Here is a 15,683-nt window from a genome sequence, read left to right on the forward strand (position 1 = left end):
AACGCCCCGGGGTGCGCTGAGCTCCCCGGGGCGTTTTGCTTGATGCGAAGGACGATCAGTCGACCTTGGCACCGGAGGTCTTCACGACCGGAGCCCAGCCGTCGACTTCCGACTTGATGAACGCGCCGAACTCGGCCGGCGTGGTCTTCTGACCCACCGCGCCCAGCGACTCATAGGCCTTGAGCACTTCGGGCTTGTCGAGCGCCTTGTTCATGGCGGCGTTGAGCTTCTCGATCACTTCGGGCGGCGTGCCGACCGGAGCGATCATGCCGAACCACGACGACACGTCGAATTTCTCGAAGCCGGATTCCTGCATGGTGGGCAGGTCGGGCGCGCTCTTCGAACGGTCGGTGGTGGTGACGGCCAGCGCGCGCAGCTTGCCGCTTTGCACGTGGGGCCACGACGACGGCATGTTGTCGAACATGAACTGCACCTGGCCACCGATCAGATCGGTGATGGCCGGGGCGCTGCCCTTGTACGGCACGTGCAGCACATCGATGCCGGCGCGCTGCTTGAACAGCTCGCCCGCCATGTGGATCGAGGTACCGCTGCCCGACGACGCGAAGGCGAGCTTGCCCGGATTCTTCTTGGCGTAATCGACCAGCTCCTGCACCGACTTGACCGGCACCTGCGGGTTGATCACCAGCACGTTGGGCACCTTGGCGCCCAGCGCCACCGGCGTGAAGTCTTTGGTGAGGTCGAAGTTGACGTTCTTGTAGAGCGTCTGGTTGATCGCGCTGGTGACGGCGACGAACAACACGGTGTAGCCATCGGGCGTGGCGCGGGCCACGTAGTCGGTCGCGATGTTGCTACCGCCGCCCGGCTTGTTTTCGATCACGAAGGATTGACCGAGCTCCTGAGTGAGCTCCTTGGCCATGATGCGCGCGATCACGTCGGTCGTGCCGCCGGCGGAGAAGCCGACGACGACGCGCACGGGCTTGTCGGGATACGCAGCCTGGGCGGTGGCGCTGAGGGCGAAGGCGCTGATCACACCGGCAGCGACGCCGGATACCACACGCGCCAGACGAGGCTTACGAGCCTGAGTCATGGTGTCTCTCTCCAAAAAGCTGTCCATCTAATGGACATATAAAAATTATTCGCAATGAATGATGCGTTATACACTGGGGGACCATCAAGGTACAGTCCACGCTACGGACAATGGTTTTCCCGATGTTTCGGTGTGGTTGCCGACAGTAGATAGAGATATCCATGCAAGAAAGCGAGACAGCGGCCGCCGGGCCGCGCACCCTGCGCCGCGGCCTGACCGTGCTGGCGGCGCTGCGAGATCAGGGCACCGCCGGTCTGAGCGTCACCGACATTGCGCGCCAGACGGGCATCCAGCGCCCCACGATCTACCGCCTGCTGGCGGCGCTGCTCGACGCCGGACTGGTGAGCACGATCCAGGGCACGAAAAAATATCGCGCCCAGCTCGCGCCGGATGTGGACGCCACCTCGCCCGATCCGCGCGTGCGGCAGATGCTGCCCGTGCTGCGCCGATTGGCCGAGCGCACCGGCGACGCGGTGTTCCTGGTCGTGCGCGAAGGCGACGAATCCGTCAGCCTGCATCGCGAGATCGGCAGTTATCCGGTGCAGATTCTGGCCACCTACGCCGGCAAGCGTCAGCCGCTGGGCGTGGGCTCGGGCGGCATGGCGCTGCTTGCCGCCCTGCCCGACCCGGTGGCGCACGGCATCGTGGCGCGCAACTCGGGCCTGCTCGACGAGTACGGCGGCATGACGCCCAACGAGATGCATCGCCTGATCGAAAACACGCGCTCGCGCGGCTATTCGGTGGTGGGCAACCACGCCGTGCGCGGCGCGCTGGGCGTGGGTTGCGCGCTGCTGGACGCGCAGGGCGCGCCGCTGCTGGCGGTGAGCGTCACGGCCATCATCGACCGCATGCCGGCCCAGCGCCAGCGCGAGATCGCGGGCTGGATCAAGGCCGAGCTGGGCCGCCTGAGCGTCAAGACCTAGCCGGCACTCCCCTCAGGTGCCCACGCGCAGCGGGCTGCCGAGCTTGCGCAGGGCCGCGATCACGCTGAGCGCGGTGATGCGGCCGGTCTTGGGGTTTTCCGAAGGCACGTTCTGGATTTCCATCGAGAAGCTGGCCGAATCGGCGTCGACCTCGACACGATGGATGTTGCGCGAGACGCCCGGATCGGCCCAGATCTCGAGCGTGGTGCGATCCGGCCCGATGCCGGCCAGCGAAATGCTCACGGCCACGTTGAGATTGGCCGGAAAGCCCACGGCGGCCTCGCGCGGCGAGCCGCGGAAGATCAGGGTGGGCTCGGTGATCGCGTCCACATCGATCGCATGGGTTTCGAGGTACGGCGCGCCCTTCAGGCCACGCGGCGGCTTGCGCGTAATCATCGTGACCGACCGGATCTCGGCCTCGGCGGCCGCGGTCAGGGCGTCCAGGCCCAGGATCGCGCCCGAGGGCACGATGATCTGCGCGCCGCGCTCGCGCGCCGCGTCGATCAGGTCTTCGTTGGCAAGCAGCGCGCCCGAGCTGAGCACGACGAGCTTGCCGCCGGCCGCGATCACGGGCTCGGCCAGCTCGCGGAACACCGCGGCGGGCGCGCACTCGACCACCACGTCGCAATGCGCGGCGAGCTCGGCCAGCGTGGTGTAGCGCGGTGCGGCGCCGCGCCAGGTCACGGCGGTGGAGGGTTTGGCCGGGTCACGCACGCCGACGGCGGCCAGCGACAGGCCGGGAATGCCGGCGTCCAGTGCGCGTGCCACGGCCTGCCCGATGGCGCCAAACCCGGCGATGCCGACTCGATAGGTGTTCATACTGCGTCTCTTCCTGTAGCTGATGAAGGAGCGGGCGCACCGCAACGGCGGGCCCGCGTCGATGCCTGGGATGCTAGGACATGGCCTGGGCCGCGACAAACGATTCCTTTTGCGGCTGCGCATGAGCGGGGCTCATGGCGGCCGCGCGGGTGAGCGCGGCTTCGCGCAGCACCCATTCCCTGAAGATGGTCACGGCTTCGCGTTCGCTCGCCGCCGCGTGCGTGAGCACGTAATACTCGCCCGCGCTGCACAGCCGCGCGGCGGGCCGCCACGGCACCACCAGCTCGCTGGCGCCCGGATAGCCGTCGAGCAGCACATCGGGAATCAGTGCGATCCCCTTGTGTTCCTGCGCGGCACGCAAGGCGATGTAGAAATGGCCGTAGTCCAGACCGCTCTGCTGCGTGGGCGGGCTCGCGCCCAGGGCCCGCAGCCAGTCGCGCCAGGCGTGCGGCCGGCTGGCGGTATGGATCAGCGGAAAGGTCAGCAGTTCGTCGAGCGTGTCGATGGGCCCGCCCTGGGCCAGCAGCCGGCGCGACATCACCGGCACCAGCACGTCGTCGAACAGCGGATCGGCGCAGATGCCGTCCCAGCGCTGCACCAGCGTGAGATCGATGCCCGGCAGGTGGCGCGCGTAGCGCCGCCCGGCCAGCGGACCCACGCGGATGGCCACGTCGACGCCGTCGGCCTGCATGTCGAGCGGGCGGATATCGGACACCACCCGCACCTCGATATGACGATGCGCGGCGCTGAACGCGGCCAGCCGCGGCATCAGCCAGAGCTGACCGATGGTGGGCAGGGTGTTGACGATCAGGACCTCGCCGCGGTCACGGCTCATGAGGCGGCCGGTGGCATGCTCGAGCTCGGCCAGAAGACGGCGGCAGGCTTCGTAGTACTGCATGCCCGCGGGCGTGAGTTCGACCTTGCGCGCCAGCCGCACGAACAGCTTGCGGCCCAGAAACGATTCGAGCTTACGCACCTGCAGGCTCACCGCGCCCTGGGTCACCGCCAGCTCTTCGGCGGCGAGGGTGAAGGAGCGGTGACGCGCGGCTGCCTCGAACGAGCGGACCGACAACAACGGCGGCAGGTTGCGCGAGGCAGCCATGGGGCGGAACTCCCGGGGTTATTGCACCTCGATGCCGGCCTGTTTGATGACGCCGGCCCAGGTGGTGTTCTCGGACTGCACATAGGTGTCGAACGCCTGGCGGGCCAGCGGCAGCGTGTCGATGCCACGGGAGCGGAAGTCGGCGGCGAGCGCCGGATCCGCCAGTGCCGCCTGCAGCGCGTCGGACAGCCGGGCCACGACGGGCGCCGGTGTGCCGGCGGGCACGAACAGGCCGAACCAGGTGCTGGCATTGTAGTCGACCCCCAATTCCTTGAGCGTCGGCACGTCGGGCAACAAAGGCGAGCGCGCCTCGGTGGTGATGGCCAAGGGCCGCACCCGCTGGCCCTGCACGCCGGCCAGCGTGGTGGGCAAGGGATCGACCATCAGATCGATCTGGCCGCCGATCAGGTCGGTCATCGCCGGCGCCCCGCCCCGGTACGGCACATGCATGAAGCGGGTGTCCGCGCGGATGTTGAGCAGTTCGGCCTGCACATGGTGGCTCGTGCCGGCGCCGGCGGACCCATAGGTGAGCGCGCCGGGCTTGGCCCGCGCGGCCGCGGCGAGGTCGGACCACTGCTTGTAGGGCGACTGGCTCGCGACGATGAGCACGCTGGGCACCGAGGCGATCCCGCCGACGGCGATCAGGTCGCGCGCGACGTCGTAGCCCACGTTCTTGTAGAGATTGGGCGCGACCGCGATGGTGCTCGCCGCGCCCAGCAGCACGGTATAGCCGTCCGCCGGGCTGGTCACGGCCGATTGGGTGCCGATGGTGCCGCCCGCGCCGGGCTTGTTCTCGACCACCACGGCCACGCCGAGCTTGTCGGCCAGGGTCTTGAACAGCAGGCGGCCGATGGTGTCGTTGATGCCGCCCGCGGGGAACGGCACGACGGCGCGCACCTGGCGCGCGGGATAGGCGTCCTGTGCGGTGGCCGCCAACGGCGCGACGGCACAACAGAGGGTGGCGAGACTGAGCGTGAGGCGGCGGTACAGGCGCATGGCGCGGCTCCAGGGACGGCAGGACGGCCTCGAAAGGCAGGATGTCCGGCGAGTCTAGGAGCGCGCCCGGGGGGCCGCAAACGATTAATTGTGGCGCACGAATGAGCCAGACTCATGCATCGAAACGGCTCATGCACCATGACGGCGCAGGCCCAGCCGGAGGCGGATCCCGGCGGGGCGGCGCCGTCAGGCTCAGTCGGCGGCGTGCTGCGCCGCGGGGGCGGCGGGGCCGCCTTCTTTGGCCTGGATCTCGCGCACCGGGATCGGCGGGCGGAAGCCGGCCTCGCCCATCTGCTTGCGGATCTGGTGGAACAGGTCCCAGCGCAGGTCCCAGTAGTTGGCGGCCTGCGCCCAGGCGCGGACGTTCACGACCGTGCCGTTGTCGCGATATTCCATGGCCTTGACGACGGGCGCCGGGTCCTGGTTGACCAGGGGATGCGCCTTGACCATGGCTTCGAGACGCTGGATGGCCTCGCCCACGTCATCGCCGTAATGCACCACGACGGGGATGTCGAGGCGGCGCGTGACGTTGCGGCTGTAGTTGGTGATGGTGGCGTTCCAGACCGTGCTGTTGGGCAGCGTGATGTGGATCCCCTCGCCGTTGACCAGCCGCGTGAGGAACAGGCCGACCTCGGCCACCGTGCCGTCGGTGCCCGACGACAGGGCGACGTATTCGCCGGTGCGGATGGGGCGCAGGATCAGCAGCATGATGCCGGCCGAGATGTTCTGCAGCGTGCCTTGCAGCGCCAGACCGATGGCCAGACCGGCGGCACCGAGCACGGCGATCAGGCTGGCCGTCTGCACGCCGAAGCGCGCCAGCACGGCGATGATCGTGAAGATGCGCACGACCCAGACGACGGACGCCTGGAACATCGGCACGATGGTGGGATCGATGCGGGTGGAGCGCGTCGCCGCGCGGCGCACCCAGCGGCCGAGCAGCGCCGAGGCCCACCAGCCTAGCGTCAGGATGAGCAGGGCAACGATCAGATTCAGGCCCAGATCGAAGAACCGGGGGGCCAATTCGGCGAGGCCGTTGTAGGCTTCTTGCATGGGATCTCCTGCGGAAAAAGAAAAAGCCGGCGGGCTTGTCGCGCGCGGCACGCGTTTACTCTAGCAGAAGCCCGAGGCGCGCCACAGCGCCGCTCTCACGGGATGCGTCAAAGTTTGTAAACGCGGCGCCGCCGGCGCCCCGCTCAGATCCTGCGGAAGTGGTTGTCCCAGGCCTGACCGCCCGGGGCCATCAGCGGCTCGGGCTCGGCGCCCGGCTGGCGGGCATGGACCATCGCGCCCAGGCCGCTCGAGAGCAGGAAGCCGCCCGCGCGGTGCGGCGCCACGCCGCAGCCATCGGCCAGGCGGGTCAGCCCGAGCTGGCGGCCGCTGTCGGCATCCCAATAGAGCACCTGCCCGCCCACCGGGCTGGACGTGGCGATGATGCCGCCGCCCGGATCGGCCGAGACCGATCCCACATAGTTGCGCATGTCGCGCAATACGTCGGCCGGCCCCTCGAACAACTCGGGCGCCCGGCCGCGCGCATGCCGTCCGACCAGCGCGGGCCGCTCGCCGGCCGGGCCCATGTGCTGGCAACCGAACCACACGCGGCCGCGCCCGTCGAGCGCCAGATGACGGATCGAGAGGCGATGCCAGCGCGCATCGAGCGTGACCTGTTCGAGGACCTCGCCGCTGTGCGCATCGACATAGGCGAGCGAGGGCTTCATGGTGTCGAGGTTGAGCTCGAGCTTGCCGTAATCGGGATGCGTGAGAATGCCCCCATTGGCCACGCACAGTGTGCGGCCATCGGGCATCAACACGACTTCGTGCGGACCGATGCCGGCGCAGTCGAACTCGCCGATGCGCTTGTAGCCGCCGCCGCGCGAGACATCGTAGATACCCAGCACGCCGCGGCCGGCCTCGTAATCGTTTTCGGTGGCCAGCATCAGCTTGCCGCCGGGCAGGTACACCCCATGGCCGAAGAAGTGCCGGTCGGGCGCCGCCTCGATCGCGAGCGGCGCGCCGCCGCGCACGTCCAGCGCCATGGCGAAGAAGCCCGGCTGGCGACCGAACACGGTCACCCGTCCGCCGGCCGCATCGATCGCGAAGCTATGTCCGCGGTCGGGCATGGCGTGCGCCTGTTGCTCACGGCCGCGCTCGTCGATGATCACGACTTCGTTGCGGCGTTCGCGCTGGCGCGCGGTCACATACAGCGGGCCGGCCTCCGGACTCGCGAGCACGCGCCCCGGCGCCAGCAGCGCCGTGGCGCCGAGCGCCATGAAGCCGCGCCGGTCAATCGCCATCGAGTGCGTTGAAGCCGATGGTCACGCCCAGCGCCGGCGCGATGTTCTGATCCACCACGTCCTTCAGGTTTTTCAGCACCATCACGGCCAGCATGAGGTCGGCGCGCGTCGCCTCCTGCGTGACCGCCGCCTCGGTGTCGGCGGGTTGCTCGGCCGTGAGCCGGATCGCGGTATCGAGTTCGCTGCGCAGCGACGCGTCGAGACCCTGCGAGCCCGCGCCGAAGGCGAACTGGCCTTGTTGGTAGAAGGCACGGATGCCACGCAGATTGGACACGAGCGAGTTGAAGCTCTGGCCGCTGCGCCAGAAGATGGCGCGCTTGGGCCGCGCGGCCTGCGCCGAATCGCCCAGCACCGGCATCAGCTTGATGTCGCGCGCGAACTGCAGGCCGGTCGAGATGGCCTTCATGGCTTCGGCGGCCACTTCCTGTTGGCTGCGATACAGATCATTGGCCGGCGCCGGACGCGTGAACTGCCGGCCGAATTCGCCCTCATCGCTCCAGGCCTGCTTGAGCTCGGCGGACAGGGTCGAGACATTGCCCGCCACCGCCTTCGCGTAGCCGCAGGCATAGCCGGCCGCCTTGGCGTCGGTCTGTTTGAGCAGCTCGGGCTCGCCGTACAACACGTACTCGAGGGCCGGCAGCCCCTGCACCGCGACGCTGCGCGAGGCCAGCGCGCCCTCGGCGAGCAGCGCGGGATTGGCTTCTTTGAGCAGCGCCTGCACCTGGCGCGGCATCACCCCGCGCGTGTCGGGCCAGAAGGCCATGCGCTCGAAGCGGTTGGCTTCCACCAGCGGACCGAAGCGCAGGAACTCGACGAAGCCCCAGGCCTCGACCAGCTCCTTCCAACCGGTATCGACCTGTTCCGCGCGCGCCTTGCCCGGCGCGGCGCAGTAGGCGTCGAGCGCGCCACGCATCTTGATCGCCTGCTGCGCAAGATGATTGAACGCCGGCCGGATCTGGCCATTGGCCAGGTTCGAGCCGAGCTGCGCCGGCACGGCGGCCTGCGCGGCGCCGGCGGCGACGGAAAGCGTGGCGGCCACGCAGAAGGATCGGAATGCTGCCATCGATGTCATGCCGCGGGCAGGCCGCGGTCTGCCTCAGAGTGATTCAAGGAAGCGGATCAGGTCGGCCCGCTCTTCAGGCGTCATGGCCACCACGCGATCGCGCGCGGCCTGCGCCTCGCCACCATGCCACAGAACGGCTTCCAGCAGCGTGCGGGCGCGGCCGTCGTGCAGGTAGGTGGCGTTCGGGTTGACGGTGGCCGTGAGCCCGATGCCCCACAGCGGCGGCGTGCGCCATTCGCGACCCGTGGCGTCGTGTTCCTGCACGCCGTCGGCCAGGCCATCGCCCATGTCGTGCAACAACATGTCGGTGTACGGCCAGATCAGCTGAAATTGATGCTCGGGCTGCGTGGCATTGCGGCTCGTCACGTACTTGGGCGTATGGCAGCCGATGCAATTCGCCTGATAGAACAGCTTCTTGCCGGCCAGCACGCGCGCGTCGTCGGGATCCCGGCGTTGCGGCACCGCGAGGTTGGTCGAGTACGCCGTCACGAAGTCCATCAGGCGCGCCGGCACTTCATGCTCGCCCAGGTGCGGCTGCGCCCCGTGCGGCATGTCGTAACAGGAGGCCTGGCCCGGCTTGCGGCAGTCGCCGTAGTGGTCCGGGAACAGCGGCGACGACAGACCCATGTCGTTGTGGAAGGCGGCGGCGCTCTGCTGCTCGACGGTCGGCTGGCTGGCCTTCCAGTTGAAGCGGCCCAGCACCTTCTTGCCGGCGCGGATGTCATAGACCCAATTGGGCTTGCCGCTGATGCCGTCGCCATGATCGGCGGCCGCATTGGCCAGGATGTCCGACTCGTGGATCGACTCGAGCAGGCCCAGGCCGATCATCGGCTGCGCCAGGCGCGGCGAGATCTGCACATCGTCGCGCATCGGGCCATAGCCCAGGTCGGTGATGCGATAGGTGGGCTTCATCAGGGTGGCGGTCTCGCCCCCGTTGAGCTTCACCAGCACCGGCTCATAGCTGATCTCCATGCGCCCCTCGGTCGGCAGACCGGCGACGGAGAAGTTCTGCAGTTGCACGCCGTAGGTCGGCTCGGGCAGGAACGCGATCTCTTCCTGCGTGAGCTTCTGGCGGTCGGCTTCGGTGACCGGCGGCACGGACAGGCGCAGCAGCAAGGCCACGGCGTCGAACTGTTCGAGCGGATCGAAGCCCGGAACGGTGCCACGCCCGTCCTTCACGTGACAGGCCTGGCACGAGCGCGCATTGAACAGCGGCCCCAGGCCGTCGGAGGCCTGCGTCGACGAGGGCGACGAGACCCAGTCCTTGCGGAACAGGCCATTGCCCACCAGGAAGCGCTGGCGCCCCTCGAACGACAGGTTGGCGGAGGGGTGCGAAAAGATGTCGGCGTTGAGCAGTTTCTTGATGGTCGTCGCGCCGGCCTGCATCATCTCGAACGGCTCGGCCGCCGAAAAATCGGCGGCCGGCGCGGTAATGCTGGTGACGCGCTCGCGGTCCTCGGGACTCAGGTCGGTGCGTCCCGGGGCCGGCCCGGCGGCGCCGGCTGGCTGAGCCAGCAGCGCCGCCAATACTGCAGCGAGCGGTAAGGCTTTGATCACTTGAAGACGGCATCCGGTTGGTCGAGACTGTCCGAACCTTCGATCTGGATGTCGCCCAGGTCGAGAACGGCGATCACGCGCTCGAGGCTGCGGGTCTGGTCGATCAGGCGATCGATGGCGGCCTGCACCACGGCGTTACCTTCTTTGTTGCCTTCGGCGATCATCTGGTCGTAGGTCTCGACCTTCTCGGCACGATCACGCATGGCCTGCATGGCGGCGACGGTGGCGTCGAGCTTGGCGCGCACTTCGGCGTCGAGCTTGGCGTCCTTGGCCTTGACCAGATCCGAGATGCTCGCACCCTTGGTCGTCTTGCCGTCCGGACCGGTGTAGGCGCCGAGGTAGACGTTGCGGATGCCGATCTGGTTGTAATAGTGCGAGTTGTGCGTGTTGTCGGAGAAGCAATCGTGCTCTTCTTCGGGATCGTGCAGCATCAGGCCGAGCTTCATGCGCTCGCCGGCGAGTTCGCCGTACGACAGGCTGCCCAGACCGGTCAGCATGGCGGTGAGGCCGGCCTTGGGATCTTCTTCGACCGACTTACGGGCGGCGCCGTTGCCTTCCCAGTTGCCGACCATTTCCTTCAGGTCGTCGACCAGCAGCGTGGTCACGGCGCGCAGGAACTCGATGCGGCGTTCGCAGTTGCCGCCGGTGCAGTTCTTGGGATCGAAATCGGTGTGCGGGCGGTCGCCGGCATGGCGTTCCTGCGGCGTGCCGGTGCGATCCTTGGGCGCCGGACCGGAGCCGTTCAGATCCTGGCCCCACAGCAGGAATTCGATGGCGTGGTAGCCGGTGGCCACGTTGGCCTCGTTGCCGTCGGCCTCGTGCAGCACTTCGGAAAGCAGCTCGGGGGTGATCTTGCTTGCGTCGATGGTCTTGCCACCGACCGAGATCTTCGAATTGGCGATCACGTTGACCGAGTAGAACGCGTTGGCGTCGCTCTCGGTGCCATAGGAGGCATCCACATAATCGATCAGGCCTTCGTCGAGCGGCCAGGCATTCACGCGGCCTTCCCAGTCATCGACGATCGGGTTGCCGAAACGGAAGGCTTCGGTCTGCTGATACGGCACGCGGGCGGCCAGCCATGCCTGGCGAGCGGCCTTGAGCGTCTCGGCGCTGGGCTTGGCGATCAGGGCGTCGATGGCCTTTTGCAGTTGTTCGGCCGTCGTCAGCGCGTCTTTGTAGCCCGCGTGCGCGATGTCCGCGTAGGTCTTGACCACCGCCTTCGGCTCGACGGCCGCCTGCGCGACGCCACCGAAAATTCCACCCGCCAACATCGCCGACAGAACGGCGCCCTGCAACAACTTACGCATCAAATACTCCCGTATCAGCGAGGGAGGACTCCGCTGTCGCCCTTCCCTCTCGTTCGCTCTCTATTTGCGATCGCAAGTGTAAACAATTTTCGTTTGGGTTTCAGCGTCAAGTCAGTTTTAGCTCAGGTTGGCGTCAATTCCGCGGAATTAAGACGAGTCCGAAACCGGCACCAGAACAGGGGGCGGATGGCACCAGCGCGGTGCAGCGTGACCCGTCGCAGTGCCCGATTTCGCAGCTCACCCGGGGGAAATCAGGGGGGCAAAAGTTGGCATGGGTATTGCTTGAGGGACATGTATACAAGCTTGTCCTCAAGCCCGATCCCCACCTGGAGTCCCGTTCCATGACCCAACGTTCCGCCATCAACGTCACGCGCCGCCGCCTGATCCAATCCGCCTTCGGCGCCGCCGCCACCACGGCCCTGGGCGTGCCCGGCCTGGCCCTGGCGCAGAGCGGTCCGACGATCCGCATCGGCTTCTGGCCGGTGGCGGCCGGCCTGCCCTTCTACGCGGCCGTCGAGAAGGGCTACTTCAAGGAAGCGGGGTTGAACGTCGAGCCGCAGAAATTCGCCGGCGCGCAGCAGGTCATGGAGGCGATGCTGGCCGGCCGCTCCGACGGCAGCGCGAACGGCACGGGTTCGGCCAACCTCGCCATCGGCGAGATCGCCTCGCCCGGCCTGTTCAAGATCTTTGCCTCCAATCCGAGCAACGCCAAGTTCGTCCTGGACGAGTTCATCGTCGCCAAGGACAGCCCCATCAAATCCATCGCAGACCTCAAGGGGAAAAAGGTCGGTTCTGGTCCCGGCATCCAGAATTCCACGCTGGCCAAAGCAGTCCTGGAGCGCGCCGGCGCAACGGGCGCGACCGTGGTCGAGCTGGCGATCAGCCAGCACGTGGCCGCGGTCGCGGCCGGCCAGCTCGATGCGTGCTACACGCTCGAACCCACCGGTACGGTGGGCCGCCTGAACGGCACCACCCGCGTCCTGGAGGCGGGCGTCATCGCCAAGTACGTGCTGGGCGATCCGATGGCGCCGTGGTTCGGCGGCTCCGCGTCGCTCACCACCGCCTTCCTGAAGAAGCATCCCGAAGAGGCCAAGCGCTATATCGCGGCCTACGCGCGCGGCATCGAGCTGGTGCGCAAGTCGCCCGACGAGGCGCGCCAGTTCATGAAGGGCTACACCGCCATCGAAGGCCCGATGACGCAGGAGGTCCCGCTGGCGGCCTACACGCTCTACAACGAATTCACCGACAGCGACGTGCAGTACTTCCAGAAGTTCTTCGACCTCTTCACCGAGAAAGGCATCTTTGCCCAGCCCGTGAACGTGGCCAACATGCTGTACAAGGGCTGAGCATCATGAACACCGCCGCAACCGCCGCAACCGCCGCCGCGCCGGGCAAGGCGCCCGGCAAGCGTGATTATTCACGCTGGCTTCCGCTCATCGGCCCGCTCGCGCTGTTCCTCGTGTGGGACCTGGTCGTGCGCCTGTCGCTCGTGAGCCCGGTCCTGCTGCCCACCCCGGCCGCCACGCTCGCCGCGCTGGCCAAGGGCATGTCGGGCGGGCCGCTGCTCACGGACTTCATCGCCTCGGTGATCCGCACGCTGCAGGCCTTCTTCATCGCGGCCGTGATCGGCGTGCCGCTCGGCGTGCTGCTCGGCAGCAACGAGCGCCTCTACCGCAGCGTCGAGTTTCTGATCGACTTCTTCCGGTCCACTCCGTCCTCCGCGCTGATCCCGCTGTTCCTGATGATCTTCGGCGTGACCGACATGAACAAGGTCGCCATCGCCGCGTTCGCGGCCGTGCTGGTGATCCTGTTCAACAGCGCGTATGGCGTGATCAACGCCCGCAAGCAGCGGGTGATGGCGGCGCGCGTGATGGGCGCGAGCCGCTGGCAGATCTTCAAGGACGTGCTGATCTGGGAAAGCATGCAGCCGACGTTCGTCGGCCTGCGCAGCGGCGTGTCGATGGCCCTGGTCATCGTGATCGTGGCGGAGATGTTCATCGGCGCGGAGACGGGCCTGGGCAACCGCATCATCAATGCGCAACAGGTGCTGAACGTGCGCGATATGTACGCCGCGATTCTGGCGGCCGGCGCGCTGGGCTATGTGCTCAACGTGCTGTTCCTGGTGCTCGAAAAACGCGTGGTGCACTGGAGCGGCCGCTGATCATGAATACCGTCGTGAATCCTCTTATCGCACCCGCGCCGAGCGTGCCGTTCGTGCCGGGCCCCGTGGGCACCCACATCACCATCCGCGGCCTCACCAAATACTTTGCCGGCTGGCCGCTGTACGAAGACTTCGACCTCGACATTCCGAAGGGCAAGATCGTCTCCGTGTTCGGCCCGAACGGCTGCGGCAAGTCGACGCTCATCAACATGATCGCGGGCCTGATCCCGATCGATGCGGGCGAGATCCTGTTCGACGGCAAGTCGCTCGCGCAGACCAAGATCGGCTACGTGTTCCAAAACTACCGCGAAGCCATGTTCCCGTGGCTGCGTACGATCGACAACATCGCCTATCCGCTGCGCCTCGAAGGCAAGAGCCGCGGCGAGGTCGACGCGCGCGTGCAGGAGCTGGTGGCCTCGTTCGACGTGAAGTTCGATCTCAACCGCTACCCCTACGAGCTCTCGGGCGGTCAACAGCAGACGGCCTCCATCATGCGCGCGCTGGCGCCCCGCCCCGAGGTGCTGTTTCTGGACGAGCCCTTCTCGGCGCTGGATTTCGAGATGACGCTGTTCATCCGCGAGAAGCTGCAGGAGGTCTTCATGCAGACCGGCACCACGATGCTGCTGGTCTCGCACGACCTCGAAGAAGCGGTGTACCTGGCCGACCAGATCCTGCTGCTCACCAAGCGCCCCACGCAGGTCGCGCAGATCCTGGACTACGCCGACGCGCGCCCCCGCACCGTCGAGACGCTCAGCGAGCCCGGTTTCATTCGCATGAAGAAGCAGAGCCTGGAGATCTTCCAGCGCGAAGTCCGCAAGTAACGCCATCCGCGAGGTGACCATGACGCAAGACACCATCGACCAATACGTGCGCAGCGCGCTGCTGCTGCAGGGCTTTCGTCTCTCCGAAGACGAGACGCAGGACGTGATCGGGCAGTTCGCGCGCATCGAGGCGATCGCGCAGGAAGTCACCCGCGAGGCGCTGCCGCTCGACCTCGAACCCGCGCCGGTCTATCTGCCATGATGGCCAGCGCGCACGAGATCGCCCACCGCGTGGCGCGCGGTGAAACCACCGCGCGGGCCGTGCTCGACGCCACCCTGGCGCGTATCCGCGACAAGGATCCGGGCATCAACAGCTTCGTCACGCTGACCGAGAGCCGCGCCCGCGCCGAAGCCCAGGCGATCGACGCGGCGCGCGCGGCCGGCACGCCGCTGCCGCCGCTGGCGGGCGTGCCGTTCGCCGTGAAAAACCTGTTCGACGTGGCGGGGCTGCCCACGCTGGCCGGCGGCAAGGTCAATGCCGATGCCCCGCCTGCCACGGCGGACGCCCCGCTGGTGGCGCGCCTGCGCGCGGCGGGCGCGGTGCTGGTCGGCACGCTCAACATGGATGAGCACGCCTACGGCTTCACCACCGAAAACACGCACTACGGCGCCACGCGCAATCCGCACGACCCGTCCCGCATCGCGGGCGGCTCGTCGGGTGGCAGCGCGGCCGCGGTGGCGGCGGGACTGGTGCCGATCACGCTGGGTTCGGACACCAACGGTTCGATCCGCGTGCCGGCCTCGCTGTGCGGCATCTTCGGCCTGAAGCCGACGTTCGGCCGCCTGCCGCGCAACCGGACCTTTCCGTTCGTGCACAGCCTGGATCACCTGGGGCCGTTCGCCGCCAACGTGGCCGACCTGGCGCTGGCCTACGATCTGATGCAAGGCCCGGACCCGCAAGACCCCGCCTGCGCCCCACGGGCCGCCGAGCCCGTGCGCGAGCAGGCCGACACGGCGGCCGGGCTGCGGGTGGCCGTGCTGGGCGGCTACTTCCACGATCACGCGGGCGAGCAGGCGCGCCGCAGCGTCGCGCTGGCGGCCGACGCGCTGCGCGCCAGCGCGGTCGTCGAATTGCCCGGCGCCGCCCAGGCCCGCGCCGCGGCCTTCATCATCACGGCCGCCGAGGGTGGCGCGCTGCATCGCCAGCGCCTGGCCACGCATTACGCCCACTACGAGCCGCATTCGCGCGCGCGGCTGGTGGCGGGCAGCCTCGTGCCGGCCACCTGGGTGGTGCAGGCGCAGCGGGTGCGCCGTCGGTTCCTGGCGCAGGCGCTTGCCCTCTACGAACACTACGACGTGCTGATCGCGCCGGCCACGCCGGTGCCCGCGCCCGTCATCGGCACCGAAATCCTGACACTCGACGGCCGCGAGCTGCCGGCCCGCGCGAGCATGGGCCTGCTCACGCAACCCATCTCGTGTATCGGTCTGCCGGTGGCGGTCGCACCGCTCTGGCAGGGCCGGGACGACGACCGGCACCTGCCGCTGGGCGTGCAGCTGATCGCCGCACCCTGGCGCGAACACCATAGTCTGGCCGCGGCGCACGCGCTCGAGCAGGCCGGTCTGGCGCATGCCCGCGCCGTGTCGACGGACTGAGG

General features: G+C 68.0%; 15 protein-coding genes. 6 read left to right on the top strand and 9 right to left on the bottom strand.

Annotated elements, in window-relative coordinates:
- Positions 1–55: 55 nt before the first annotated feature.
- Positions 56–1,048, bottom strand: coding sequence for a Bug family tripartite tricarboxylate transporter substrate binding protein (locus CAL25_RS17705; protein ID WP_094802380.1), 993 nt, complete (start codon positions 1,046–1,048; stop codon positions 56–58).
- Positions 1,049–1,209: 161 nt separating this feature from the next.
- On the opposite strand from CAL25_RS17705, the gene CAL25_RS17710 reads away from it, so the two are divergent.
- Positions 1,210–1,971 carry an IclR family transcriptional regulator gene (locus CAL25_RS17710; RefSeq protein WP_094802382.1) on the top strand — a complete coding sequence of 254 codons (762 nt, stop codon included), beginning with the start codon at positions 1,210–1,212 and terminating at the stop codon, positions 1,969–1,971.
- Between the two features lie 12 nt (positions 1,972–1,983).
- On the opposite strand, the gene CAL25_RS17715 is transcribed toward CAL25_RS17710, so the two are convergent.
- From CAL25_RS17715 to CAL25_RS17750, 8 genes are all read right to left on the bottom strand, one after another.
- On the bottom strand, positions 1,984–2,790 hold the full coding sequence (locus CAL25_RS17715) for an aspartate dehydrogenase (RefSeq protein ID WP_094802384.1): 807 nt from the start codon (positions 2,788–2,790) through the stop codon (positions 1,984–1,986).
- A 73-nt stretch (positions 2,791–2,863) separates the two neighbouring features.
- Positions 2,864–3,892, bottom strand: coding sequence for a LysR substrate-binding domain-containing protein (locus CAL25_RS17720; RefSeq protein ID WP_094802386.1), 1,029 nt, complete (start codon positions 3,890–3,892; stop codon positions 2,864–2,866).
- 18 nt (positions 3,893–3,910) lie between these two features.
- Positions 3,911–4,888, bottom strand: a complete 978-nt coding sequence (locus tag CAL25_RS17725) for a Bug family tripartite tricarboxylate transporter substrate binding protein (protein ID WP_094802388.1) — start codon at positions 4,886–4,888, stop codon at positions 3,911–3,913.
- A gap of 192 nt (positions 4,889–5,080) precedes the next feature.
- Positions 5,081–5,938, bottom strand: coding sequence for a mechanosensitive ion channel family protein (locus CAL25_RS17730; RefSeq protein WP_094802390.1), 858 nt, complete (start codon positions 5,936–5,938; stop codon positions 5,081–5,083).
- Positions 5,939–6,081: 143 nt separating this feature from the next.
- Complete coding sequence (locus CAL25_RS17735; protein ID WP_094802392.1) at positions 6,082–7,179, bottom strand: DUF1513 domain-containing protein; 1,098 nt, start codon at positions 7,177–7,179, stop codon at positions 6,082–6,084.
- Positions 7,169–8,242 (bottom strand): imelysin family protein, encoded by a 1,074-nt coding sequence (locus CAL25_RS17740; protein WP_249279131.1) that lies wholly within the window; start codon positions 8,240–8,242, stop codon positions 7,169–7,171. Before CAL25_RS17740 ends, CAL25_RS17735 begins: the two co-directional genes overlap by 11 nt.
- 33 nt (positions 8,243–8,275) lie before the next feature.
- The gene (locus CAL25_RS17745) at positions 8,276–9,631 is read right to left on the bottom strand and encodes a di-heme oxidoredictase family protein (protein WP_349290559.1); all 1,356 of its coding nucleotides are present in this window, start codon (positions 9,629–9,631) and stop codon (positions 8,276–8,278) included.
- Between the two features lie 164 nt (positions 9,632–9,795).
- Positions 9,796–11,106 carry an imelysin family protein gene (locus CAL25_RS17750; RefSeq protein WP_094802396.1) on the bottom strand — a complete coding sequence of 437 codons (1,311 nt, stop codon included), beginning with the start codon at positions 11,104–11,106 and terminating at the stop codon, positions 9,796–9,798.
- Positions 11,107–11,447: 341 nt separating this feature from the next.
- Between CAL25_RS17750 and CAL25_RS17755 the strand changes: the two genes are divergently transcribed.
- The 5 genes from CAL25_RS17755 to CAL25_RS17775 are packed head-to-tail and all read left to right on the top strand — an operon-like array spanning position 11,448 to position 15,681.
- Positions 11,448–12,452, top strand: coding sequence for an ABC transporter substrate-binding protein (locus CAL25_RS17755; RefSeq protein WP_094802398.1), 1,005 nt, complete (start codon positions 11,448–11,450; stop codon positions 12,450–12,452).
- A 5-nt stretch (positions 12,453–12,457) separates the two neighbouring features.
- Positions 12,458–13,267 carry an ABC transporter permease gene (locus tag CAL25_RS17760; protein WP_094802400.1) on the top strand — a complete coding sequence of 270 codons (810 nt, stop codon included), beginning with the start codon at positions 12,458–12,460 and terminating at the stop codon, positions 13,265–13,267.
- A gap of 2 nt (positions 13,268–13,269) precedes the next feature.
- On the top strand, positions 13,270–14,088 hold the full coding sequence (locus CAL25_RS17765) for an ABC transporter ATP-binding protein (protein ID WP_094802402.1): 819 nt from the start codon (positions 13,270–13,272) through the stop codon (positions 14,086–14,088).
- A gap of 19 nt (positions 14,089–14,107) precedes the next feature.
- Positions 14,108–14,290 (top strand): DUF4089 domain-containing protein, encoded by a 183-nt coding sequence (locus tag CAL25_RS17770; RefSeq protein ID WP_094802404.1) that lies wholly within the window; start codon positions 14,108–14,110, stop codon positions 14,288–14,290.
- Positions 14,290–15,681 carry an AtzE family amidohydrolase gene (locus tag CAL25_RS17775; protein WP_094803247.1) on the top strand — a complete coding sequence of 464 codons (1,392 nt, stop codon included), beginning with the start codon at positions 14,290–14,292 and terminating at the stop codon, positions 15,679–15,681. The genes CAL25_RS17770 and CAL25_RS17775 overlap by 1 nt, the downstream gene beginning before the upstream one ends.
- Positions 15,682–15,683: the final 2 nt, after the last annotated feature.

Source organism: Bordetella genomosp. 5 (assembly GCF_002261315.1).
Lineage (GTDB): Bacteria > Pseudomonadota > Gammaproteobacteria > Burkholderiales > Burkholderiaceae_B > Bordetella.

Bases quoted from the DNA above. Each gene is read 5' to 3' on its own strand.
- CAL25_RS17705 (WP_094802380.1), bottom strand. From the start codon at position 1,048: ATGACTCAGGCTCGTAAGCCTCGTCTGGCGCGTGTGGTATCCGGCGTC.
- CAL25_RS17710 (WP_094802382.1), top strand. From the start codon at position 1,210: ATGCAAGAAAGCGAGACAGCGGCCGCCGGGCCGCGCACCCTGCGCCGC.
- CAL25_RS17715 (WP_094802384.1), bottom strand. From the start codon at position 2,790: ATGAACACCTATCGAGTCGGCATCGCCGGGTTTGGCGCCATCGGGCAG.
- CAL25_RS17720 (WP_094802386.1), bottom strand. From the start codon at position 3,892: ATGGCTGCCTCGCGCAACCTGCCGCCGTTGTTGTCGGTCCGCTCGTTC.
- CAL25_RS17725 (WP_094802388.1), bottom strand. From the start codon at position 4,888: ATGCGCCTGTACCGCCGCCTCACGCTCAGTCTCGCCACCCTCTGTTGT.
- CAL25_RS17730 (WP_094802390.1), bottom strand. From the start codon at position 5,938: ATGCAAGAAGCCTACAACGGCCTCGCCGAATTGGCCCCCCGGTTCTTC.
- CAL25_RS17735 (WP_094802392.1), bottom strand. From the start codon at position 7,179: ATGGCGATTGACCGGCGCGGCTTCATGGCGCTCGGCGCCACGGCGCTG.
- CAL25_RS17740 (WP_249279131.1), bottom strand. From the start codon at position 8,242: ATGGCAGCATTCCGATCCTTCTGCGTGGCCGCCACGCTTTCCGTCGCC.
- CAL25_RS17745 (WP_349290559.1), bottom strand. From the start codon at position 9,631: ATGATGCAGGCCGGCGCGACGACCATCAAGAAACTGCTCAACGCCGAC.
- CAL25_RS17750 (WP_094802396.1), bottom strand. From the start codon at position 11,106: ATGCGTAAGTTGTTGCAGGGCGCCGTTCTGTCGGCGATGTTGGCGGGT.
- CAL25_RS17755 (WP_094802398.1), top strand. From the start codon at position 11,448: ATGACCCAACGTTCCGCCATCAACGTCACGCGCCGCCGCCTGATCCAA.
- CAL25_RS17760 (WP_094802400.1), top strand. From the start codon at position 12,458: ATGAACACCGCCGCAACCGCCGCAACCGCCGCCGCGCCGGGCAAGGCG.
- CAL25_RS17765 (WP_094802402.1), top strand. From the start codon at position 13,270: ATGAATACCGTCGTGAATCCTCTTATCGCACCCGCGCCGAGCGTGCCG.
- CAL25_RS17770 (WP_094802404.1), top strand. From the start codon at position 14,108: ATGACGCAAGACACCATCGACCAATACGTGCGCAGCGCGCTGCTGCTG.
- CAL25_RS17775 (WP_094803247.1), top strand. From the start codon at position 14,290: ATGGCCAGCGCGCACGAGATCGCCCACCGCGTGGCGCGCGGTGAAACC.